Origin of the sequence: Faecalicatena sp. Marseille-Q4148, assembly GCA_018228665.1 — a bacterium.
In the GTDB taxonomy this organism is placed as follows: Bacteria; Bacillota; Clostridia; order Lachnospirales; family Lachnospiraceae; genus UBA9414.
The window spans coordinates 1102632-1127547 of record CP073692.1 but is presented as its reverse complement, the minus strand read 5'-3'; the positions used below and the strand labels follow the sequence as shown (position 1 = coordinate 1127547).

Genomic DNA, 24916 nt, shown 5'->3' with positions numbered 1-24916 from the left:
ATATAAGAAGAAAATCAAAAGCATTACAGAGCGAGAAAAGAGGAAGTATAATGGAAAAACAAAATGTGTCCGGAAAACCAACTATTTGCATTCGAATGAAGAATCATGCAGAAATTGTGGTAGAATTATATCCGCAGTCTGCACCAAATGCAGTGAACAGTATCTTGGAATTGATTGATCAGAAGGGCTTTGAAGAGTTGCAAATTCAGAGAATTGCGCCGGATTTCGTTCTCCAGCCATGGTTTGATGAAGTGCACATGGATCAGCGCTATCAGTATGTGATGGAGAAAGAAATCTGTCCAGAATTTTCATTTACCCGTTATACGGTGGGAATGGCAGGAAATGAGGAAATTGCCTCTTGCGGCTGTATCTTTTTTGTTATGGGAGATGGGTGCGAAGAGCGGTTAAATGGTAAATTTACCGGAGCAGGGAAGGTAATTTCCGGATTTGATGAACTTGAGCGGATTATGCATGTAAAGACAAGAGAAGTTGTGTGCGATATGGAAGGAGTTGTCGTCAGAGAACCGGTCATTCCGGAGGTGATTCAGGAGATTACTTATGAATTAAACGGTTATGAACGAAAAAAAGTGGTGAAACGTCTGGAAGTATTTGCGTAAGAAAAGTATAAAATAACAGACAGAACGAATAACAGAGAGGAGGAACTTGTGTGAGATTAATTATACATGATTTGAAAAAAGAACAGGCGGATCAGTTTTTGCCGCAGGATGAAAATACAAAGGTCATTTATCAGAAAAGCGAGATAAAACCATGCAGAGGATGTTTCGGCTGTTGGGTGCGGACACCCGGGAAATGCGTCCAGACAGATGGATATGAAATGATGGGGGAACTTTTCGCGCAGACAGAGGAACTTGTGATTGTCAGCAGATGTGTTTATGGCAGTTTTAGTCCTTTTGTGAAAATGGTATTGGACCGAAGTCTTTCTTATCTGCTTCCTGATTTTCAAATCATCGATGGAGAAATGCATCATTTGAGAAGGTATGAAAATCAGTTTCGGATTCGTGTTCTTTTCTATGGGGAAGATATTACGGAGTGGGAAAAAGAAACTGCAAAAAATCTTGTCTATGCCAATGCGAAAAATCTGAATGCACAGGTAGAGGAAATTGAATTTGATCCGCAGGATCTGGGAGGTTTGCCATGTTAAGAGTTGCATTGATCAATGGAAGTCCGAAAGGAACAAAGAGTCATTCGGAACATATTATTGAAGAAATGAAATATGAATTGGAAGGGGTGCAGATTGAAGAAATTCAAATGCCTTCTTCCAGTCCGGAGGGGTTGGAGAAGATTTTGCGCTGTCATGCGGCTGTATTTGTATTTCCGTTATATGTAGATGGGATTCCCGCACATTTTCTTTCCTGTCTTATGGAGATGGAACGGTATTTTAAAGCAGAACAGGCGGGATTTACCGTATATACTGTTGTGCAGGGGGGATTTTACGAAAGCATTCAAGCCAAAACTGCTATCGAGATAATGGAAAACTGGTGTGCCAGAACGTATCTGAAATGGGGGCAGGGAATCGCTGTGGGCGGAGGAGGCATGTTGGAATGTCTTGATCAGAAACATAATTATTTTATGCAGAAGATTGAAGAAGCCATTGGAGAACTTTGCGATGGAATCCGGTCACTGGAAAATGGTCCAACCCTATATGCAGAGCCGAATATACCGCGGGCAGCGTACAAGATGGCGGCAGAACGCCAGTGGAGAAAGCTTTTGAAAGAAAATGGTCTGGACAAAGAAGCGCTTTTTTATCGGATACCGGTTTCAACTGAAAACAGGTAGGGGATATGAAGATGAAACAGGAAACGTGGATGAAAGAGATGGAAGCGTGTCAGCTTTGTCCAAGAAATTGCAGAGTAAATCGCAGTGCAGGTCAGACAGGATTTTGTGGTCAGAGCGCAGTCATAAAAGCGGCAAGAGCGGCGCTGCATATGTGGGAAGAACCGTGCATTTCCGGTGAGAAAGGATCGGGAACCGTGTTTTTCTCAGGATGTCCTCTTCAGTGTGTATTCTGCCAGAACCATGAGATTGCGGTTTCCAGATCCGGGGCAGAGATCAGCGTTGGAAGATTGGCGGAGATTTTTCTGGAATTGCAGGAAAAGCATGCGGCAAATATCAATCTTGTGACACCGGGGCATTTTGTACCGCAAATGATAGAAGCAGTGACAAAGGCGAGGGATCAGGGCCTTTCCATTCCAATCGTATATAATACCGGAAGTTATGAGAAAGAAGAAACAATTAGGAGACTGGAAGGCATTGTTGATATTTATCTTCCGGACTTTAAATATTGGGATGAAAAGATCGGAGAAAGATATGCCGGTGCTGCAGACTACCGGAAATATGCCTGTGATGCAATACGGGAGATGGTACGTCAGACAGGTCCATGCAGGTTTGATGAAGAGGGATATTTAAAACAGGGGGTTCTTGTGCGTCACCTCGTACTTCCCGGAAATACAGCAGATTCAAAAAAGATTATTCACTATCTGTATGAGACATATGGTAACAGTATTTATATAAGTATTATGAATCAGTATACACCGGTCATTGCAAAGGAAGCATTTCCGGAGCTTGCGCGCCGTCTGACAGAAGAAGAATATGATGAGGTTGTGGATGATGCTATTGCTCTTGGTGTGGAAAATGGATTTATTCAAGAGGGAGAAACTGCTGAAGAAAGTTTTATTCCGCCTTTCGACTATGAGGGGATTTTATCCAATTGACGTGTCACAGCAAAAATATCTTGCATTTTTCACACAATCATGCAAAAATAATATCGGATTGTAACATCCAAATGAGGATCAAAAAGGAGGAACTTGTAATGAGTATTCGAGTTGGCATTTATGGATATGGAAATCTTGGAAGAGGAGTAGAGTGTGCGCTGAAACAGAATCCGGATATGGAGTTGGCGGCAGTATTTACAAGAAGAGATCCGGCAACAGTAACCGTTCTGACAGAGGGCGTGAAAGTTTATCATACAGATGAAGCAAAAAATATGGCAGATGAGATCGATGTAATGATCCTCTGCGGAGGAAGTGCAACAGATCTTCCGGTGCAGACACCGGAAGTCGGAAAATATTTTAATACCGTCAATAGTTTTGACACCCATGCAAAAATTCCGGAACATTTTCAGGCAGTGGATGCAGCAGCAAAAGAGGGCGGAAAGGTCAGTCTGATTTCTGTCGGATGGGATCCGGGAATGTTTTCGCTGAATCGTCTGTATGCAGAAGCAATCCTTCCGGAAGGAGAGGCCTATACCTTCTGGGGAAAAGGTGTAAGTCAGGGACATTCAGATGCAATCCGTCGGGTAGAGGGCGTAAAGGATGGAAAACAGTATACAATTCCGAAAGAAGAGGCTCTTGAAGCAGTTCGTTCCGGAAATAATCCGGCGCTGACAACGAGAGAGAAACATCTGAGAGAATGTTTTGTTGTACCGGAAGAAGGGGCGGATCTTCAGAAGATTGAAGAGACAATCAAAACAATGCCGAATTATTTTGCAGATTATGATACGATTGTTCATTTTATTTCAGAAGAAGAGCTGAAAAGAGACCACAGCGAGATTCCGCACGGTGGGTTTGTGATCCGAAGCGGAAAGAGCGGCTGGGAGAAGGAACATACACATATCATTGAATACAGCTTAAAACTGGATTCGAATCCGGAATTTACTTCAGCGGTGCTTGTTGCCTATGCAAGAGCAGCATATCGTATGAATCAGGAAGGACAGAGCGGATGCCGAACAGTATTTGATGTTGCGCCGTCTTACTTGAGTGCAAAAAGTGCAGAGGAATTAAGAAGCCATTTATTATAGAAAGAAGTAGATGAAAATGACAATGAGAGTAAATAAAGTGCTTCCGCAGCCGGCAGAACTGAAAGAAATGTTTCCGTTGTCGGAGAATATGAAGTGTCTGAAAAGAAAACGAGATGAAGAGATCAGAAATATTTTCACTGGAAAATCAGAAAAATTTATAGTGATTGTAGGGCCTTGTTCTGCAGATAATGAGGATGCTGTCTGTGAATATACGGAGCGTCTGGCGAAAGTAAATGAAAAGCTTTCTGATAAATTGATGATTATTCCACGAATCTATACGAATAAACCTAGAACAACAGGAAGCGGCTATAAAGGAATGCTGCATCAGCCGGAGCCGGATAAGGCACCGGATCTGTTCGCGGGAATTTGTGCGATTCGTAAGATGCATATTCATGCGATGGAGATTAGTGGTCTGACAAGTGCAGATGAGATGCTCTATCCGGAAAACCGGAGTTATCTGGATGATGTGCTGTCATACGAGGCGATTGGCGCCCGTTCCGTGGAAAATCAGCAGCATCGTCTGACTGCCAGCGGAATGGATATTCCGATCGGTATGAAAAATCCTACAAGCGGTGATCTGGCAGTTATGTTGAATTCCATTCTTGCAGCGCAGAAAGGACATAATTTTATCTATCGTGGTCAGGATGTCACAACAAATGGAAATCCATATGCACATGCAATTTTAAGAGGCGGAGTGGATAAATACGGTACATGTATTCCAAACTATCACTACGAAGATCTGGCGCGTCTGATGGAATTGTATGAAAAGTGGGATTTGAAAAATCCGGCAATTATTGTAGATGCAAATCATTCAAATTCCAATAAAAAGCACAGAGAACAGATTCGTATTGTAAGTGAAGTGCTTCACAGCAGAAATTATAATTCGGATCTGAAACACCTTGTAAAAGGTGTTATGATAGAAAGTTATCTTGTGGAGGGAACGCAGTCGATCGACAGTAAACGAATTTACGGGAAATCTATTACAGATCCATGTATTGGGTGGAATGATACAGAGGCGTTGCTGTACAAGATTGCACAGATGTGCTAAGTAATACTTGACGGCGTAAAAGGTTAATTGTATAATAATTTGAACTGAAAAACTTATCCGCATATTGGACATGCGGATAGGTTTTTTTGCAGTATAGATGCTTGAGAAGCAGAACGTAAAAGGAGAGTGTGGTTGTCGTGAATATTGTGGAGTTACTGCTGATTGCAGTCGGGCTGTCTATGGATGCGTTTGCTGTGGCCGTATGTAAAGGGCTTTCTATGAAAAAATGCACTGTGAAAAAAGCAATGCTCGTAGGCGCGTGGTTTGGTGTTTTCCAGGGGGGAATGCCTCTGATCGGTTATTTTCTTGGAGTACAGTTTAAAGAGATCATTACATCCATTGATCACTGGATTGCATTTATACTGTTGGGGATGATTGGAGGAAATATGATCAGGGAAGCTTTCTGTGAAGAAGAGACAGAGTATGCCGTACAACAGGAAAGTCTCGACATGAGAACAATGTTTGGGCTTGCAATTGCCACGAGCATTGATGCGCTTGCAGTAGGCGTCACATTCGCATTTTTGCAGGTAAAGATTGTTCCGGCTGTAAGTTTTATCGGAATTGTTACCTTTATTCTATCAATGATCGGTGTAAAAGTTGGGAATGTCTTTGGAGAAAAATACAGCAAAAAGGCTGAAATAGCAGGAGGAGTTATTCTTATTCTGTTGGGAATTAAGATTTTATTGGAACATACAGGAATCCTATGATATACTTGGAGAAGGGAAAAGGAGGATCAGAACTCTTATGAAGTGGAATAAATTTAAATTAAAAACAAGAACAGAAGCGGAAGATATCATTAGCAGCACTCTGATGGAGATCGGAATACAAGGAATAGAGATTGAAGATAAGGTACCATTGACAGCAATGGAAAAAGAGCAGATGTTTGTTGATATTTTGCCGGATAATGGACCGGATGACGGAATTGCTTATATCAGTTTCTATTTAGAAGAGGAAGAGGATAAAGAAGAAATTCTGGCTGCGGTAAGAAGAGAACTGGAAGAGTTGAGAGCATTTATCGATATTGGAGAAGGAAGCATTGAGGAGTCACAGACAGAAGATGTGGATTGGGTAAATAACTGGAAGAAATATTTCCATCAGTTCTATGTAGACGATGTATTAATTATCCCATCCTGGGAGGAGGTAAAACCGGAAGATGAAGATAAGATGATTATTCATATTGATCCGGGAACTGCTTTTGGAACAGGAATGCATGAGACGACTCAGCTTTGTATTCGCGCTATTCGAAAATATGTAACAGAAGGAGCAGAAGTTCTTGATGTTGGATGCGGAAGCGGAATTCTTGGAATGTTAGCGTTGAAGTTTGGTGCAGGACATTCTCTTGGTACGGATCTTGATCCATGTGCGATTGATGCGACTCATGAAAATATGGAAGTGAATGGAATTCGGAAAGATCAGTATGAAGTTATGATTGGAAATATCATTGACGATACAACAGTGCAGGATGCTGTAGGTTATGAAAAGTATGATATTGTGGCAGCCAATATCCTGGCGGAAGTGCTTGTTCCGCTTACTCCGGTCATTCTTCATCAGCTGAAACCGGGCGGTATTTATATTACAAGCGGAATTATAGATGATAAAGAAACAAAAGTTGTTGAAACAGTAAAAGCAGCAGGACTGGAAGTACTGGAAGTAAATCATCAGGGCGAATGGGTATCTGTTGTTGCAAGGAAAGCAAAGAGGTAGCTATGCATCAGTTTTTTGTGACACCTGCACAGGTGGAAGAAGATAAAATCTATATTCATGGAAGTGATGTAAACCATATTAAGAATGTGCTTCGTATGCAGGAAGGTGAAGAAATTCGTATCAGTGACGGAAATAACTGCAAATACCTTTGTGCGATTCAGAAAATAAGTCCAGAGGAGATAACAGCAGTTATTTTGGAAGAAGAAGCGGCTGATAATGAATTACCGTCCAGAATCTACCTTTTTCAGGGACTGCCAAAGGCAGATAAAATGGAACTGATTATTCAAAAAGCGGTGGAACTGGGAGTATATGAGATTATTCCGGTAGAAATGAAGCGTTCGGTGGTTCGTCTGGATGCGAAGAAGGCTGCAAAAAAAGTGGAACGCTGGAATGAGATCTCCAGAAGTGCAGCAAAACAGTCGGGAAGAAATCTGGTGCCAAAAGTAGAACGGGTTATGACATTTGCGGAAGCACTCCAAAAAGCGAATGATTTGGATATCGTGCTGCTTCCTTATGAGCTTTCAGAAGGAATGTCATATACAAGAAACTGCATAGAACAGATTCGACCGGGGCAGTCTATTGGGATTTTTATCGGTCCGGAAGGCGGATTTGATCAGGCCGAAGTGCTGGTGGCAAGTGAGAAGAAAGCAAAGCCGGTTACTCTTGGGAAAAGGATCCTTAGAACAGAGACGGCAGGGCTTACGATGCTTTCAATCCTGATGTATCATCTGGAGGAAAAAAATCCGGAAAATAACATTATGGAAGAATAGGCATATGCTAAAATGAAAGACGATTAGAAGGAGACAATCATGGAGGTATATTTAGATAATTCGGCAACAACGCGTGCATATGATTGTGTGCGTGATTTTGTGGGAAAGGTTATGTGCGAAGATTACGGCAATCCGTCTTCTATGCATCGGAAGGGAATTATCGCAGAGAATTATGTGAAAGAAGCAAAGCAGAGATTTGCGAAGATTCTGAAAGTACAGGAGAAAGAGATTTTCTTTACATCCGGAGGAACAGAGAGTGATAATCTGGCGCTGATTGGAACGGCAAGAGCAAATAAACGAAGCGGCAATCATATCATTACCTCTTCTGTCGAACATCCGGCGATTTTGAATACACTCCGCTATCTGGAGGAGGAAGAAGGTTTTCGGGTTACGTATCTTCCGGTAGACCGGGAAGGGAAAGTGCGTCTTGATGTACTTCGGCAGTCTCTATGCCAGGAGACGATTCTTGTCTCTATTATGTATGTCAATAACGAGATTGGAACATGCCAGCCGATTCGTGAGATTGCTTCCATTGTAAAAGATTATAACCGAAATATCCTGTTTCATGTGGATGCAGTACAGGGATTTGGAAAATATTATATTTATCCGAAGAAAGACGGAATAGATCTTCTTACAATCAGTGGACATAAAATTCACGGACCGAAAGGAACAGGAGTGCTTTATATCCGGGATGGAGTGAAAATCCGCCCAGTGATTTTTGGCGGAGAGCAGCAGAAGAATATTCGTTCAGGAACAGAAAATGTTCCGGGAATTGCAGGCATTGGCCTGGCGGCTTGGGAGATTTACCGCAATTTAGATGCGAATGTGTTGAAGATGCGGGAATTGAAGGCATATTTTGAGGAAGGGCTGAAGAAGATCGAGCATACAGTTATCCATGGACCTTCAAGCTGTGAAGGGGCGCCTCATATTGTAAGTGCCGGCTTTGCAGGCATTCGGAGTGAAGTGCTTCTGCATACATTGGAAGAACATGGGATTTATGTCTCTTCCGGCTCTGCCTGTGCGTCAAACCACCCGGGAATCAGCAGTGTATTAAAGAGCATCGGCACTTCGAGAGAATATTTGGACGCAACGATTCGCTTCAGTATGTCAGAATTTACAACAAAAGAAGAAATTGACTATACACTGCAGACATTATATAATTGTATACCTATGTTAAGAAGATATATGCGGCGATAGCCGGAGAAAGGATACAGAAGATGAGATTTCAGTCATTTTTAATTAAGTACGGTGAGATTGGTATTAAAGGAAAGAACAGATATCTGTTTGAAGACGCGCTTATGCGTCAGATCCGTTTTGCATTGAGAGATGTAGAGGGGACTTTTAAAGTAAGTAAAGCCCAGGGGAGAATCTATGTGGACTGGGAAGGCGATTATGACTATGATGAAGCGATGGAATGTCTTCAGAGAGTGTTCGGAATCGTTGGAATCTGTCCGGTCATTCATGTGGAAGACAAAGGGTTTGAAGAACTGAAAAAAGAAGTTGTTTCTTATATGGATCGCATGTATCCGGATAAGAAGATTACTTTTAAAGTGGAATCAAGACGAGGAAAGAAAAGCTATCCAAAACGTTCTATGGAGATTAATTGCGATCTTGGAGAGGCAATTTTAAATGCATTTCCGGAGATCCGGGTAGACGTGCATAAGCCGGATGTTCTTTTAAATATTGAAGTGCGGGATGAAATTTATATTTATTCCGAGATCATTCCGGGACCGGGAGGAATGCCGGTTGGAACGAACGGTAAGGCAATGCTCCTGTTGTCAGGAGGAATCGACAGTCCGGTGGCAGGTTATATGGTGTCAAAGCGAGGCGTTGGACTTGAGGCGACTTATTTTCATGCGCCGCCGTATACAAGTGAGCGTGCAAAACAGAAAGTCATAGATCTGGCTAAATTAGTGTCCAGATATTCTGGTCCGATCAAGCTTCATGTTGTGAATTTTACAGATATCCAGCTTTATATTTATGACAAATGTCCGCATGATGAGCTGACGATTATTATGCGGCGCTATATGATGCGGATCGCAGAGCATTTTGCAAGGGAAAATGATTGTCTTGGTCTGATCACAGGAGAGAGTATCGGACAGGTGGCAAGCCAGACAATGCAAAGCCTTGCAGCAACAAACGATGTCTGCACGATGCCGGTATACCGACCGCTCATTGGCTTTGACAAACAGGAAATTGTGGAAGTATCAGAGAAGATTGACACATATGAAACATCTATCCTGCCTTTTGAGGATTGCTGTACGATCTTTGTTGCAAAACATCCGGTAACAAAACCGAATATTGGGAAAATACGCAAATCAGAGGAACGTCTGAGTGAGAAGATTGATGAGCTGATGAAAGAGGCGATTGAGACAACAGAAGTGATTGTTGTAAAATAGAATAAAAGAATAAAAGAGAATGTCTCCGGACATTCTCTTATCATGCATCTTATTCAACAATGTATGGAGTCAGTACAGCAAGAACATCGTCTAACTCGCCGTCAGAACCGTGAATGTTCAATTCGATTGGTTTCGAGAGGTCCAGACTGAAGATACCCATGATTGATTTTGCATCGATAACATATCTGCCGGAAATTAAATCAAAATCATAATCAAATTTTGTGATATCATTCACGAAGGATTTTACTTTGTCGATAGAATTTAAAGAAATTTTTACTGATTTCATTGGAAATTACCTCCTGATTAGTTTTGCATATTATTATATTAAATCCAGCAGGAGTAAAAGTCAAGAAACAAACTGACGAAGTGGAAAGGAATTAAAATAACGATGAAAAAGGTTGCGTTACATAACTTGGGATGTAAAGTAAATGCTTATGAAACAGAGGCAATGCAGGAACTTCTGGAGGCAAATGGCTATGAAATTGTGCCGTTTGCAGAGGGCGCAGATATTTATATTATCAATACATGCACAGTTACAAATATGGCTGACCGTAAGTCGCGTCAAATGCTGCACCGGGCGAAGAAAATGAATCCGGATGCAATTGTAGTTGCGGCGGGCTGTTATGTGCAGGCACAGGAGGAAGAGGGAAAGACGGATGACTGTGTTGACATTGTTATTGGGAATAACTGTAAAAAGGATCTAATTGCAATCCTGGAAGAGTTTTCTGCAAAGAGCAGAAAAGAAAATGAGCACCAGGTAATGAAAGATCTGGTTGATATCCACCATACAAAAGAGTATGAGAACTTGAACTTGAGTAAAACGGCAGAACATACAAGAGCGTATATAAAAGTTCAAGACGGATGTAATCAGTTTTGCACTTACTGTATCATTCCTTTTACAAGAGGGCGTGTAAGAAGCAGGAGCAAACAGGATGTATTGGAAGAAGTATGCAGGCTTGCGGAACATGGATATCAGGAAATTGTATTGACCGGAATCCATTTGAGTTCTTATGGCGTAGATTTGGAAGGGGAAAATCTGCTCTCGCTGATAGAAGCAGTTCATGAGATTGAGGGAATCAAACGAATCCGGCTTGGATCTTTGGAACCAAGGATTATTACAGAGGAATTTGCCGCGCGGCTGTCAAGACTCGAAAAGATTTGTCCTCATTTTCATTTGTCTTTACAAAGCGGATGTGATGCGGTATTGAAACGCATGAATCGAAAATACGATTCTGCAGAATACTATGAGAAATGCATCCTTCTGCGGAAATATTTTTCTAATCCGGCACTGACAACAGACGTTATTGTGGGATTTCCCGGAGAAACAGAAGAAGAATTTGAAGAGTCGAGAGCTTTTGTAGAGAAAGTAGGTTTCTATGAAACACACATTTTTAAATACTCAAGACGTCAGGGAACGAAAGCTGCGGCAATGAAAGATCAGATACCGGAGCAGGTGAAGGCAAAGCGCAGTGAGATACTTCTGGAACTTGATCAGAGACAGCGCAGAGCATATGAGGCACTCTGGAAAGGAAAAGAAGTAGAAATACTTGTGGAAGAGGAAATTATAAGAGACGGACAGAAATACTGGACAGGACATACGAAAGAATATATCCGCGGGGCATTTATCACTGAAGAATATGTGCAGAATCAGATCGTCAGAAAATGTCTTGGGGTGGATTCACAAATTGTGCATTGAATTTTGTAGATATTTATATTAGAATAAGAGGGAAGTACATTAAAGGACGTGATAAGATGAGCAACTTAAGTAATACACAATTTTTTAAAGTAGAGACAGGTCCTCAGATTCAGGCGAAAGATATTCTTGAAATTGTTTACAGTGCATTAAAAGAGAAAGGATACAATCCGGTGAATCAGATCGTTGGTTATATTATGTCAGGAGATCCGACTTATATTACAAGTCATAACGGTGCGAGAAGTCTTGTGATGAAAGTAGAACGTGACGAGCTGGTAGAAGAGATGCTCAAGGCATATATTGAGCATCAGGGATGGGAATAACGCCATGAGGATTATGGGACTTGATTATGGTTCAAAGACTGTTGGTGTGGCAATCAGTGATCCGCTCGGAATTACAGCGCAGGGCATTGAAACAATTGAACGAAAGATGGAGAATAAGCTGAGGCAGACTCTGGCTCGTATTCAGCAGCTGGCGGAAGAATATGAGGTAGAGAAAGTTGTCGTTGGGCTTCCAAAGCATATGAATAACGATATCGGGGAACGGGCAGAAAAATCTCTTGAATTTGCAGAGATGGTAAAGAAGCGTACCGGACTTGAGGTTGTGATGTGGGACGAGCGCCTTACAACTGCCTCCGCTGAGCGAACTCTGATCGAGAGCAATGTTCGAAGAGAGGATCGTAAAAAATATATTGATAAGATCGCGGCAGTTTTTATTTTACAGGGGTATCTGGATGCCCTGAGTATACAGAACGGACAGTAGCAGGAGAATACATGGAGAAAATTAGATTTGAATTTGGGGAAACAGGGGAATCTGTTGATTTCTTTGTGTTGGAACAGACAAAAGTAAATGGAAAATCATACATTCTTGTGACCGATTCTATGGAAGATGATGCAGAATGTCTGATTTTAAGAGATACGAGCAAGGCAGAAGAAGCGGACAGTGTTTATGAAATTGTAGAAGATGAGGTAGAACTGTCAGCAGTGTCAAAAGTGTTCGAAGAGCTGCTTGAAGATGTTGATATTGAGCTGTAGCAGCTCTTTATTTGCTGAACATTTATAAGTGTGATGAATGTGTGCACATAAGAAAAAATTAATGTACGGAAAAATATATGGAGGTGTCATTTTTTTGAAACGAGAGAACAACTCAAAATTAAAAATCATTCCTCTCGGAGGTCTGGAACAGATCGGAATGAACATTACTGTATTTGAATATGAGAACAGTATTGTTGTTGTTGACTGCGGCCTTGCCTTCCCGGAGGATGATATGTTGGGAATTGACCTGGTTATACCGGATATCACATATTTGCGTGATAATATTGAAAAGGTCAAAGGATTTGTCATTACGCATGGACATGAGGATCATATCGGTGCGTTACCTTATGTATTAAAGGAAATTAATGTACCGATCTACACAACCAAGCTGACAATGGGAATTATTGAGAATAAATTAAAGGAGCATAATTTGCTGCGGTGTACGAGAAGAAAGGTGGTTCGTCACGGACAGTCTATTAATCTGGGACAGTTCAGAATTGAATTTATTAAGACAAACCACAGTATTCAGGATGCATCGGCACTGGCAATTTATTCACCGGCTGGAATCGTTGTGCACACAGGCGATTTCAAAGTAGATTATACGCCGGTGTTTGGAGATGCCATTGATCTGCAGCGTTTTGCGGAGATCGGGAAAAAAGGTGTTCTGGCGTTGATGTCAGACAGTACGAATGCAGAACGTCAGGGCTTTACGATGTCAGAACGGACGGTTGGAAAAACATTTGACACACTTTTTGCAGAGCATAGGAATACGCGTATCATTATTGCTACATTTGCATCGAATGTAGATCGTGTTCAACAGATTATCAATTCTGCATATAAGTATGACCGCAAGGTTGTCGTGGAAGGAAGAAGTATGGTCAATATCATTTCCACGGCATCAGAATTAGGATATTTGAATGTACCGGATAAAACACTGATTGAAATTGATCAGTTGAAGAATTATCCGGATGAAAAAACAGTTCTTATCACAACCGGAAGTCAGGGAGAATCTATGGCTGCGCTGTCAAGAATGGCTGCAGATATTCACAAGAAAGTGACAATTAAGCCGGGGGATACAGTTATTTTTAGTTCTAACCCGATTCCGGGAAATGAAAAAGCTGTATCAAAGGTAATTAATGAACTTTCACAAAAGGGAGCGAATGTAATCTTTCAGGATGCTCATGTATCAGGGCATGCCTGCCAGGAAGAACTGAAATTAATTTATTCTCTTGTAAAACCGCGTTATGCCATTCCGGTGCACGGTGAATATCGTCATCTGAAAGCGAATGCAAAACTGGCTGAATCGCTTGGAATTGACAAAGAGAATATCTTTATCCTGAAATCAGGCAATGTATTAGAATTGGACGATAAGAGTGCAAAGATCAGCGGACAGGTACACACAGGAGCGATTCTTGTAGATGGACTTGGTGTGGGCGATGTAGGCAATATTGTACTTCGGGATCGTCAGCATCTGGCTGAAGATGGTATCTTGATCGTCGTATTGACATTGGAGCGCGGCAGCAATCAGCTGCTTGCAGGTCCGGATATTGTTTCACGCGGTTTTGTGTATGTGCGTGAATCGGAAAGTCTTATGGAAGAGGCAAGACAGGTGCTTCAGCAGGCTTTGGAGGGATGTCTTTCCAACCGTCACGCAGACTGGAGCCGGATTAAACTTGTGATTCGTGATACGATGAATGACTTTATCTGGAAGAGGACAAAGAGGAAACCAATGATCCTTCCGATCATTATGGATGTATAAATCATTATGAAGTATAAATGAAGTTTAGAGACGGGACATGCAATACTGTCCCGTTCTCATTTGTTGTTAAAAGAATAACACAAAGGATAGAAACGATGATAGTAGATGAAAGAATGATTTCCTATCTGCATTCGCTGGAGAGGAAAAATAGTGAAATATTGGAGAAGATCGAAGAGGAAGCGTTGGCTTCCTATGTGCCGATTATCCGAAAAGAAATGCAGAGCTTTCTGAAAGTGCTGCTTTTGATTAAAAAGCCGGTAAGGATATTGGAAGTAGGGACAGCGGTTGGTTTTTCGGCAATTTTGATGAGTGAGTATATGCCGGAGAATGGTCATATTACAACGATTGAGAAATATGAAAAGCGTATTCCGATTGCGAGAGAGAATTTCCGGCGTGCGGGGAAAGAAAACTGCATCACATTGCTGGAGGGAGATGCACTTGAGCTTATGAAAGAACTTTCCGGTCCCTATGACTTAATTTTTATGGATGCAGCGAAAGGGCAGTACATTAATTACATGCCGGAAGCAATAAGACTTCTTTCAGAAGAAGGCGTCCTTGTATCAGATAATGTGCTTCAGGACGGGGATATTATTGAATCGCGTTTTGCTGTAGAGCGGAGGAACAGGACGATCCACAGTCGGATGCGGGAATATTTATATGAATTGAAACACGATGAACGTCTGGAAACGGCAATCATTCCTCTTGGGGATGGGGTTGCAGTCTCCAGAAAACTTTAATTTAGGAGGGAAAAACATGGCAAGACACCCTGAACTTTTGATTCCGGCAAGCAGTCTTGAAGTGCTAAAGACAGCAGTTATTTTTGGCGCGGATGCAGTGTATATTGGCGGAGAAGCTTTTGGACTTCGGGCAAAGGCAAAAAACTTTTCAATGGAAGATATGCGGGAAGGAATTGCATTTGCACATGAGCATGATGTGAAGGTATATGTAACAGCAAATATTCTGGCACATAACAAAGATTTGGACGGTGTCCGGAAATATTTTGAAGAATTAAAAGAGATTCGGCCGGATGGGCTGATCATTGCAGATCCGGGGGTATTTGAGATTGCAAAGGAAGTGTGTCCGGAGATTGAACGGCATATCAGCACGCAGGCAAATAATACAAACTACGGCACATATAATTTCTGGTATCGTCAGGGGGCAAGCAGGGTTGTATCAGCGAGAGAACTATCGCTGGAAGAAATCAAAGAACTTCGTGCAAACATTCCGGAAAATCTGGAGATTGAGACGTTTGTCCATGGTGCGATGTGTATTTCTTATTCCGGAAGATGTCTTTTGAGCAATTATTTTACAGGACGGGATGCAAATCAAGGTGCCTGTACACATCCTTGCAGGTGGAAATATGCTGTTGTAGAGGAAAAACGTCCGGGAGAATATCTTCCGGTTTACGAAAATGAGAGAGGAACTTATATCTTTAACTCGAAAGATCTTTGTATGATCGAACATATTCCGGAATTATTAGAGGCAGGAATTGACAGTCTTAAGATTGAAGGACGTATGAAGACAGCGCTTTATGTGGCTACAGTGGCAAGAACATATCGTAAGGCGATTGATGACTGTCAGAAAGATGTGGAGCTTTACCGCAAAAATATGCCGTGGTATTTAGATCAGATTTCGAACTGTACTTACAGAAAATTTACTACCGGATTTTTCTTTGGAAAACCGGATGAAGAAGCGCAGATTTATGATAACAATACTTATGTAAAAGAATATACATATTTGGGGATCGTAGGAGAAGAATGTGATGGGATGTACCGAATCGAGCAGCGCAACAAATTTTCTGTCGGAGAAGAGATTGAAATTATGAAGCCGAATGGAGAGAATGTCCGGACAACAGTAAAACGAATCGTGAATATGGATGGCGAGGAACAGGAGAGCGCACCGCATCCAAAACAGGAACTTTTTATTGAATTAGACCAAAAAGCAGAAAAATTTGACATTTTGCGCAGAGAGGAAGCCTAAAAAGCATTGACAGTTGGTCAATTTTATGGTACAAAAAATATATGGTCTGCATATAGACATTTGAAACCGTATGTGTTACACTAATACGGTTAGTCTGTGTGAAAGTTACTAATGAATGAAATGAAATGGAGGAAATGTAATGAACTATTTTGCAGCGATTGTCGGAATTCTGGCACTCCTCTTCGCAGCTTACCTTGCAAGCAGTGTAGGGAAACAGGAAGTTGGAACAGACAGAATGAAAGAAATCTCTTCTGCAATTAAAGAAGGCGCAAAAGCATTCTTATTTGCAGAGTATCGTGTGCTGGTCGTGTTCGTACTCGTTCTTTTTGTCCTGATCGGCCTGGGACTTCAGAACTGGGTGACAGCAATCTGCTTTGTTGTCGGAGCATTGTTCTCAGTAGCAGCCGGCTATGTCGGAATGAATGTAGCTACTAGTGCGAACGTTAGAACAGCAAATGCCGCAAGAAAAGGCGGTATGGTTAGTGCCCTTGCAATTGCCTTTAAAGGCGGTGCAGTTATGGGTATGTGTGTAGTTGGACTTGGCTTATTTGGATGTACAGTAATCTATGTTATTACAGGAGATGTATCTGTACTGTCAGGCTTCAGCTTAGGTGCATCTTCAATTGCGCTGTTTGCTCGTGTAGGTGGAGGTATCTATACAAAAGCAGCAGACGTTGGAGCAGACCTTGTTGGTAAAGTAGAATCCGGAATTCCGGAAGATGATCCGCGTAACCCGGCAGTTATCGCAGACAATGTAGGTGATAACGTAGGTGACGTTGCGGGTATGGGAGCAGACCTGTTTGAATCTTATGTTGGTGCGATTGTTTCAGCAGTAACACTTGGTGTTCTTTCTTATAAAGCAGAGGGAGCATTCTTCCCGCTGATGTTGGCGGCAATCGGTGTACTTGCATCAATCATCGGATGCTTCTTCGTACGTGGAGACGAGAAGAAAAACCCACATTCCGCATTAAAGATGGGTACATATGTATCTGGTGTCATTGTAATTATTGCTTCTCTTGTAATGAGTAAGCTGTTCTTTGGAAACTTCAATGCAGCTATGGCAATCATTGCCGGTCTGATCGTTGGTATCCTGATCGGATTTATTACAGAGGTTTACACATCTGATGAGTATCGTTTCGTAAAGAGAATTGCAGAACAGTCTCAGACAGGCCCTGCAACAACAATCATCAGTGGTATTTCTGTAGGTATGCAGTCTACATGCGCTCCGATTTTATTCATCGGTGTTGGTATTTTTATTGCATATCAGTGCTTTGGAGTATACGGAATTGCTCTTGCAGCAGTAGGTATGCTTTCTACAACAGGTATTACAGTTGCAGTTGATGCTTACGGTCCGATCGCTGACAATGCCGGCGGTATCGCTGAGATGTCAGGTCTTGATCATTCCGTAAGACAGATTACAGATAAGCTTGATGCAGTTGGTAATACAACAGCAGCTATGGGTAAAGGATTCGCTATCGGATCTGCTGCTCTGACAGCATTATCTCTGTTTGTATCATATGCATCTACAGTTGGACTTAAGAATATTGATATTTTAAATGCGCGTGTTATCATCGGTTTATTTGTTGGTGGTATGCTTCCATTCCTGTTCTCAGCATGGACAATGGATTCTGTTTCGAAAGCTGCTTACAGCATGATCGAAGAAGTAAGAAGACAGTTCCGTACAATTCCGGGAATCATGGAAGGAAAAGGAAAACCGGATTACACAGCATGTGTAGATATTTCTACAAAAGCTGCTTTAAGAGAAATGATCAAACCGGGTGTGATTGCAGTTGTTGTTCCGATCCTTACAGGTATCGTGTTAGGTGCGGATGCACTTGGCGGACTTCTTGCAGGCGCACTTGTTACAGGTGTTCTTCTTGCAATTTTCCTGAGTAACTCAGGTGGAGCCTGGGATAATGCTAAGAAATACATTGAAGCAGGAAATTACGGCGGAAAGGGTAGTGAAGTTCATAAAGCGGGTGTTGTTGGAGATACAGTAGGTGACCCGTTCAAAGATACTTCAGGACCTTCTATCAATATCCTGATCAAACTTATGACAATCATCTCCTTAGTATTTGCACCGTTATTTGTTGCAATCGGAGGACTGTTATAGTCATATGACAGTGAGTTAAAAGAACAGAGTTTTCGTGTATATATACGGAAACTCTGTTTTTTTGCTATGATTCGATATTTTTATACAAGAATTTCTGCGAAAAATATAAAAAATTATTGGATATTAACAATCATTCTTGAAAAATATTCAATGAAAAAAGAAAAAATTTCTATGTCATCTGTGCAAAAATTCCATTATACTGGCAATATCAACAAAACGTGAAACGTAATGGAAGGAGATCATGTATTATGAAAAAGAGAATTGCGTTATTAATGATGGCAGCAGCATTAGCTGTATCAGCTACAGCTTGTGGTTCGGGCGGAGACACTTCTGACGGAGGAGATAAAAAAGGTGAAGCAAAAACATCAGAAGTTGCTAACAAAGACAAACCATTAGTATGGTTTAACCGTCAGCCATCTAACAGTTCTACAGGAGAGTTGGACAAGACAGCGCTGAACTTCAATAAAGATACATATTATGTAGGATTTGATGCAAATCAGGGTGCTGAGCTTCAGGGAACAATGGTTAAAGATTATATCGAGGCAAACATTGATAAGATTGACCGTAACGGCGATGGTGTAATCGGATATGTACTTGCAATCGGTGATATTGGACACAATGACTCTATTGCTCGTACAAGAGGTGTTCGTAAAGCTCTTGGAACAGCAGTGGAAAAAGATGGAAACATCAACAGTGATCCGATCGGTACAAACACAGACGGATCTGCAAAAGCAGTTAAAGACGGAGAATTGGAAGTAAACGGAAAGAAATATGTTGTTCGTGAACTTGCTTCTCAGGAAATGAAGAACTCTGCAGGTTCTACATGGGATGCAGCAACAGCAGGTAACTCTATCGGAACATGGTCATCTTCTTTTGGAGATCAGATCGATGTAGTTGCATCTAACAACGATGGTATGGGAATGTCAATGTTTAATGCATGGTCAAAAGACAATAAGGTACCGACATTCGGATACGATGCAAACAGCGACGCAGTTGCAGCAATCGCAGAAGGATACGGCGGAACAATCAGCCAGCATGCAGACGTTCAGGCTTACTTAACACTTCGTGTTCTTCGTAACGCACTTGATGGTGTAGACATTGACACAGGTATCGGTACAGAAGATGAAGCAGGAAATGTTCTTTCAGATGATGTTTATGTATACAGAGAAGAAGAACGTTCTTACTATGCATTAAACGTAGCTGTAACAGCAGATAACTATCAGGACTTTACAGATTCTACAAAGATCTACGAGCCGGTTTCTAATCAGCTTGATAAAGAGAAAAACCCTACTAAGAAAGTATGGCTTAACATCTACAATGCAGCAGACAACTTCTTAAGTTCTACATATCAGCCATTGCTTCAGAACTATGATAAACTTCTTAACCTTGAAGTTGAGTACATCGGTGGAGATGGCCAGACAGAATCTAATATCACAAACCGTCTTGGAAACCCTGGACAGTATGATGCATTCGCAATCAACATGGTTAAGACAGACAACGCAGCTTCTTACACATCCTTACTGAATCAGTAATCACAGATGCAACAATAAAGAGGACATAACTTATTAGGGAGAAGAGATTCTCCCTAATATCCTCTTGTAGGACAGAATAAATCTAACGAATACAGGAGTAGAGAATAATGGCAGATAAGAAAGATGATATCATCTTATCGATATGCGGCATGAGCAAATCCTTTGGACGTAACCGTGTTCTTGATCATATCAATCTGAATGTAAAACGCGGAACAGTCATGGGACTTATGGGGGAGAACGGTGCAGGAAAATCTACAATGATGAAGTGCCTGTTCGGAACATATCAGAAAGATGAAGGTAATATTTTCCTTGATGGAAAAGAAGTGAGTTTTTCCGGACCGAAAGATGCCCTTGAGAATGGTATTGCGATGGTTCATCAGGAGCTGAACCAGTGTCTGGAGCGAAATGTAGTTGACAATTTATTTCTTGGACGTTATCCGGTAAATTCTCTGGGAATCGTTGATGAAGGACGAATGAAAAAAGAGGCTTCTGAATTGTTCAGAAAGCTTGGAATGACAGTGAACCTGACACAGCCGATGCGGAATATGTCTGTATCACAGCGTCAGATGTGTGAGATTGCGAAAGCAATTTCTTATAATTCAAAAGTAATCGTTCTTGATGAGCCAACATCATCCCTGACCGTCCAGGAAGTTGATAAACTGTTTGAAATGATGAATATGTTAAAAGAGCAGGGAATTGCTTTGATCTACATTTCTCATAAGATGGACGAGATTTTTAAAATCTGTGATGAAGTATCTGTTCTCCGCGATGGTAATCTTGTTATGACAAAGAGTACTCAGGAGACAAATATGAATGAGCTGATTGCTGCGATGGTAGGACGTTCTCTTGAAAATCGTTTCCCGCCGGTAGATAATCAGCCACAGGACGTTGTACTGTCGATTCAGCATTTATCAACGAAATTTGAACCACATTTACAGGATATTTCATTTGATGTTAGAAAAGGTGAGATTTTTGGTCTGTATGGACTTGTGGGAGCTGGTCGAACAGAGCTTCTGGAAACGATTTTCGGAGTACGGACAAGAGCGGCCGGACGAGTATATTTCAATGGACATCTGATGAACTTTACCAGTGCAAAAGAAGCAATGGATCATGGATTTGCAATGATTACGGAAGAGCGTAAAGCAAATGGTCTGTTCTTAAAAGAGGACTTAACGTTTAATACGACGATTGCCAATTTGAATCATTATAAATCAGGAATTGCTCTTTCAGAAGCTAAGATGGTAAAGGCAACTGCAGATGAAATTCGGATTATGCATACAAAGTGTATGGGACCGGATGATATGATTGCCAGCCTCTCCGGTGGTAATCAGCAGAAGGTTATCTTTGGTAAATGGCTGGAGAGAGATCCACAGGTATTTATGATGGATGAGCCGACAAGAGGTATCGATGTCGGTGCTAAGTATGAGATTTACGAACTGATCATTAACATGGCAAAACAGGGTAAGACAATTATTGTTGTTTCTTCTGAAATGCCGGAGATCCTCGGAATTACTAACCGTATCGGAGTCATGTCCAATGGACACCTCTCCGGAATCGTAAATACAAAAGAGACAAATCAGGAAGAGCTTTTAAGACTCAGTGCAAAATACCTATAAATGAGGGAGATTGAAGTTATGGCTAATGAAAACAATAAGATTCTTACGGCAGAGCAGGAATTAGAACTGCGCAGGCCGATCGAGGATCATATCGGTAAGATTCAGGCAAAGATTGACGGTCTCAGAGCAGACGGTACAGATAAAGTGGTTGCAATGCAGAATGCCATTGATACCATGAAAAGAGATAAGAGCCTGACAAAAGAAGAACGCGAACACAGAATTGCTGCTGCACACAAAGAATTGGAACAGGCAAAAGCAGTAGAATCCAAACATAAGGCTGAGGTTGCAAAATTAATTTCAGAGGCAGAAAATTATCTGAAAGCACATTTTGATAAGGATTATTATCAGGCAGTCGCAGCAAGCTGTGCTCAGGAAAAAGTTGCAGCAAAAGAAAAATACCGCTTAAAAGTAGCAGAACTTGAGAAAGAACATCAGGAACTTGCTTCTAAATTAAAAGATCACCAGGAGATTAAAGACGAGAATTATGTATATAAAAACCGTCTGTTTGATGCGAAACTTCAGTATCAGAAAAATCTTCAGGAAATCAAAGACAGAAGACATGCCGCATATAATTTTAAGTTCCATTTAATTGATTTGCTGCGTATGTCTAAGTTTACATTTCTTGAGACAAGAGCACAGAAATGGGAAAACTACAAGTATACATTCAACAGAAGATCATTCTTATTGCAGAATGGATTGTATATTGCAATTATTTTAATCTTTATTGCATTATGTATCATCACACCGATTATCAAAGGAGCTCCGCTTCTGACATACAATAACGTACTTAACATACTTCAGCAGGCATCTCCTCGAATGTTCCTTGCACTTGGTGTTGCCGGTCTGATCCTTCTTGCAGGTACTGACCTTTCCATCGGACGTATGGTAGGTATGGGTATGACAACAGCAACAATTATCATGCATCAGGGAGTGAATACAGGTTCTGTATTTGGACATATTTTTGATTTTACGAAGATGTCTATCGGTGCAAGAATGATTCTGGCTCTTGTCGTATGTGTTGTACTTTGTACATTCTTTACAACAATTGCCGGTTTCTTTACAGCGAAGTTTAAAATGCATCCATTTATTTCAACAATGGCGAACATGCTTGTAATCTTTGGTCTCATTACTTATGCAACAAAAGGTGTATCTTTCGGTGCAATTGAGCCGACAATTCCAAATATGGTAATTCCTAGAGTCAATGGATTCCCGACAATCATTCTCTGGGCAGTAGCAGCTATTGCAATCGTATGGTTCATTTGGAATAAAACAAGCTTTGGTAAGAATCTGTACGCAGTCGGAGGTAACCCGGAAGCGGCAGCTGTTTCTGGTATTTCTGTATTCTGGGTAACTGTTGGTGCATTTATGCTTGCAGGTGTTCTGTATGGATTTGGTTCCTGGTTAGAGTGTATGAGAATGGTTGGTTCAGGATCAGCAGCTTACGGACAGGGATGGGAGATGGATGCCATCGCAGCCTGTGTAGTTGGCGGAGTATCTTTCACAGGTGGTATTGGTAAGATTTCAGGTGTAGTAGTTGGTGTATTTATCTTTACAGCACTTACATACTCTCTTACAATCCTCGGTATTGATACAAACCTTCAGTTCGTATTCTCAGGTATCATTATCCTTGTGGCAGTAACACTTGACTGTCTGAAATACGTTCAGAAAAAATAATTATGATATAAGGCAGAAGAGTCAGATGTATTTCTGGCTCTTTTTTTTCGTCCGGGATTTCTATTTCAATATACATCTGATATAATAATAGATATTAAAAACAATGGAGAAACAGTTATGGAAAAATACACAGTGCTTCTTGTAGATGACGAGGAAGAGGTAATTCAGGTCATTATGAAAAAAATAGATTGGGAAGGTCTTGGCTTTTCTGTGATCGGTTATGCGAATAATGGAGTGAAGGCATTTGAAATGGTGGAAGAATATCAGCCGGACGTGGTAATGACGGATATAAAGATGCCTTATGTAGATGGAATGGAGCTGGCGCACCGGATTAAAGAGGAATTTCCGGCAACGAAGCTTTTGATTTTCACAGGATTTGATGAATTTGAATATGCGAAAGAAGCTGTACATCTGGAAGTGGAAGAGTATCTTCTAAAGCCGGTAAATTCTGTGGAACTGACCAATGTGTTTTCGCATTTAAAACAGAAATTAGACCAGGAAATCAGCGAAAAACGTAATGTGGAAGTTCTGCAGAATTATTATCTGGAATCATTGCCGTTATTGCAGGTGAATTTTTATTCTACATTGATCGAGGGGAGGATTCAGCAGGAAGATCTTCCGAAATATCTTAAAGATTATCAGATTACGATGGAAGGTCCTTTTTATTGCTGTCTTGTAATCCATACATCGTCCAGCCGAATCCCCGATGGCGTGAATCCATTGCTCTTATTTACGGCAGTACAGAAACAGGCAGTGGAGCGCCTGGCAGAAGCCTGGAGAGGAAAGTGTTTTTCTTATCTGAATAATACAGTTCTGATCGCACAGCTTTCGACAGAGCAGGAAGTATCCCGTCTGACAGATGAGTGCGATCGCTTTTGCCGATATGTGAAGCGGATAATGGGAGCAGTTGTCACAGTTGGAGTTGGTTTTGTATGCAGCAATATGCTGGAATTGTCGCAGTCTTACAGCAGTGCGAGAGAAGCTGTATCGTACAGAGCCATTTACGGAGCGAACAGAGCGATCAATATGAAAGAGATTGCGCCGAGAGAAATGAGTGAGAAAGAGACCGGAACAGACACAGAAGTTTTTACACATTTATTTAAAATGATTCGGCTTGGAACGGAGGAAGAAATCAGCGGGGCAGTGGATCAGTATTTGGATCAGATTGCAGTGCGGAACAGGACGCTGCAGCAGCATTATATTGTTGTAATGGAACTGGTCAGTGAATTATATCGTTTTTCATCGCAAAATGATATTGTAATGGAGGAATTTGCGGGGGATATGCGTTCATTATATGGGCGGATTCTCGATATGGAGCCAGAGACATTTCGTAAATGGCTCGTACAGATCAGTCTGTCATTACATGAAAAATTGACAAATGCACGGAGCAATTCCACAAAGTCTTTTGTGGCAAAGGCAAAAGAATATGTAGAAAACCATTATGGAGACGAAACCCTTTCACTGGATTTAATATGCAGGAAGCTAGGTGTGTCCAATTCTTATTTCTCAACAATTTTTAAGAAGGAAACAGGAAATTCTTTCATTGGATATCTGACAGAATACCGCATGGAGAAGGCGGCGGAGATGCTGATAGAATCGGATGAAAAGAGTTATATTATTGGGAAAAAGGTTGGATATACCGATCCGAATTATTTCAGCTATGTATTTAAACGACAATTTGGAACGTCTCCTTCCAAATATAGAACGGAGTATGCAGAGCGTGAAACATAATTATTCGAGAATATTAAAAAAATTAAAACCGAGGGGAATACAGTCA

24 protein-coding genes are annotated in these 24916 nt (G+C 41.3%); 23 read left to right on the top strand and 1 reads right to left on the bottom strand.

Annotation, left to right across the window (positions count from 1 at the left end):
* Positions 1-50 precede the first annotated feature (50 nt).
* The 11 genes from KFE17_05400 (at position 51) to thiI (ending at position 9738) form a co-directional block, all read left to right on the top strand.
* Entirely contained in the window at positions 51-617 is a 567-nt protein-coding gene (locus tag KFE17_05400) for a peptidylprolyl isomerase (protein ID QUO33181.1), read from the top strand.
* Between the two features lie 50 nt (positions 618-667).
* A complete protein-coding gene (locus tag KFE17_05395) occupies positions 668-1162 on the top strand; it encodes a flavodoxin family protein (GenBank protein ID QUO33180.1) in 495 nt (164 codons plus the stop codon).
* Complete coding sequence (locus KFE17_05390) at positions 1156-1797, top strand: hypothetical protein (GenBank protein ID QUO33179.1); 642 nt, start codon at positions 1156-1158, stop codon at positions 1795-1797. Before KFE17_05395 ends, KFE17_05390 begins: the two co-directional genes overlap by 7 nt.
* A 38-nt stretch (positions 1798-1835) precedes the next feature.
* Complete coding sequence (locus KFE17_05385; GenBank protein QUO33627.1) at positions 1836-2732, top strand: radical SAM protein; 897 nt, start codon at positions 1836-1838, stop codon at positions 2730-2732.
* A 98-nt stretch (positions 2733-2830) separates the two neighbouring features.
* A complete protein-coding gene (locus KFE17_05380; protein QUO33178.1) occupies positions 2831-3817 on the top strand; it encodes a diaminopimelate dehydrogenase in 987 nt (328 codons plus the stop codon).
* Positions 3818-3833: 16 nt separating this feature from the next.
* Positions 3834-4865, top strand: coding sequence for a 3-deoxy-7-phosphoheptulonate synthase (locus KFE17_05375; GenBank protein QUO33177.1), 1032 nt, complete (start codon positions 3834-3836; stop codon positions 4863-4865).
* A gap of 137 nt (positions 4866-5002) precedes the next feature.
* Positions 5003-5572: a manganese efflux pump gene (locus tag KFE17_05370; GenBank protein QUO33176.1), complete on the top strand. Its 570-nt coding sequence runs from the start codon at positions 5003-5005 to the stop codon at positions 5570-5572.
* Positions 5573-5609: 37 nt separating this feature from the next.
* Positions 5610-6569 (top strand): 50S ribosomal protein L11 methyltransferase, encoded by a 960-nt coding sequence (gene prmA, locus KFE17_05365; protein ID QUO33175.1) that lies wholly within the window; start codon positions 5610-5612, stop codon positions 6567-6569.
* A gap of 2 nt (positions 6570-6571) precedes the next feature.
* A complete protein-coding gene (locus KFE17_05360; GenBank protein ID QUO33174.1) occupies positions 6572-7339 on the top strand; it encodes a 16S rRNA (uracil(1498)-N(3))-methyltransferase in 768 nt (255 codons plus the stop codon).
* A 39-nt stretch (positions 7340-7378) separates the two neighbouring features.
* Positions 7379-8536, top strand: coding sequence for a cysteine desulfurase (locus KFE17_05355; protein ID QUO33173.1), 1158 nt, complete (start codon positions 7379-7381; stop codon positions 8534-8536).
* Positions 8537-8556: 20 nt separating this feature from the next.
* Entirely contained in the window at positions 8557-9738 is a 1182-nt protein-coding gene (gene thiI, locus KFE17_05350) for a tRNA 4-thiouridine(8) synthase ThiI (GenBank protein QUO33172.1), read from the top strand.
* Positions 9739-9787: 49 nt separating this feature from the next.
* Here thiI and KFE17_05345 read toward each other — a convergent pair whose 3' ends face one another.
* A complete protein-coding gene (locus KFE17_05345) occupies positions 9788-10024 on the bottom strand; it encodes an HPr family phosphocarrier protein (GenBank protein ID QUO33171.1) in 237 nt (78 codons plus the stop codon).
* A 102-nt stretch (positions 10025-10126) separates the two neighbouring features.
* On the opposite strand from KFE17_05345, the gene mtaB reads away from it, so the two are divergent.
* The 12 genes from mtaB to KFE17_05285 all read left to right on the top strand — a co-directional run bounded on the left by mtaB (position 10127) and on the right by KFE17_05285 (position 24870).
* The gene (gene mtaB, locus KFE17_05340) at positions 10127-11434 is read left to right on the top strand and encodes a tRNA (N(6)-L-threonylcarbamoyladenosine(37)-C(2))-methylthiotransferase MtaB (GenBank protein ID QUO33170.1); all 1308 of its coding nucleotides are present in this window, start codon (positions 10127-10129) and stop codon (positions 11432-11434) included.
* 56 nt (positions 11435-11490) lie between these two features.
* The gene (locus KFE17_05335; protein ID QUO33169.1) at positions 11491-11754 is read left to right on the top strand and encodes an IreB family regulatory phosphoprotein; all 264 of its coding nucleotides are present in this window, start codon (positions 11491-11493) and stop codon (positions 11752-11754) included.
* Positions 11755-11758: 4 nt separating this feature from the next.
* The gene (gene ruvX, locus KFE17_05330) at positions 11759-12193 is read left to right on the top strand and encodes a Holliday junction resolvase RuvX (protein ID QUO33168.1); all 435 of its coding nucleotides are present in this window, start codon (positions 11759-11761) and stop codon (positions 12191-12193) included.
* An 11-nt stretch (positions 12194-12204) separates the two neighbouring features.
* Positions 12205-12465, top strand: a complete 261-nt coding sequence (locus KFE17_05325) for a DUF1292 domain-containing protein (protein QUO33167.1) — start codon at positions 12205-12207, stop codon at positions 12463-12465.
* A 94-nt stretch (positions 12466-12559) separates the two neighbouring features.
* On the top strand, positions 12560-14224 hold the full coding sequence (locus KFE17_05320) for a ribonuclease J (GenBank protein QUO33166.1): 1665 nt from the start codon (positions 12560-12562) through the stop codon (positions 14222-14224).
* A 95-nt stretch (positions 14225-14319) separates the two neighbouring features.
* Positions 14320-14961: an O-methyltransferase gene (locus KFE17_05315; protein ID QUO33165.1), complete on the top strand. Its 642-nt coding sequence runs from the start codon at positions 14320-14322 to the stop codon at positions 14959-14961.
* Between the two features lie 16 nt (positions 14962-14977).
* Positions 14978-16204, top strand: coding sequence for a U32 family peptidase (locus KFE17_05310; protein ID QUO33164.1), 1227 nt, complete (start codon positions 14978-14980; stop codon positions 16202-16204).
* 139 nt (positions 16205-16343) lie between these two features.
* The gene (locus KFE17_05305; protein ID QUO33163.1) at positions 16344-18317 is read left to right on the top strand and encodes a sodium-translocating pyrophosphatase; all 1974 of its coding nucleotides are present in this window, start codon (positions 16344-16346) and stop codon (positions 18315-18317) included.
* Between the two features lie 248 nt (positions 18318-18565).
* Positions 18566-19849 (top strand): substrate-binding domain-containing protein, encoded by a 1284-nt coding sequence (locus KFE17_05300; GenBank protein QUO33162.1) that lies wholly within the window; start codon positions 18566-18568, stop codon positions 19847-19849.
* Between the two features lie 107 nt (positions 19850-19956).
* Positions 19957-21465 carry a sugar ABC transporter ATP-binding protein gene (locus KFE17_05295; protein ID QUO33161.1) on the top strand — a complete coding sequence of 503 codons (1509 nt, stop codon included), beginning with the start codon at positions 19957-19959 and terminating at the stop codon, positions 21463-21465.
* A gap of 18 nt (positions 21466-21483) precedes the next feature.
* Entirely contained in the window at positions 21484-23139 is a 1656-nt protein-coding gene (locus KFE17_05290; protein QUO33160.1) for a galactoside ABC transporter permease, read from the top strand.
* Between the two features lie 117 nt (positions 23140-23256).
* Entirely contained in the window at positions 23257-24870 is a 1614-nt protein-coding gene (locus KFE17_05285; GenBank protein ID QUO33159.1) for a response regulator, read from the top strand.
* Positions 24871-24916 lie beyond the last annotated feature (46 nt).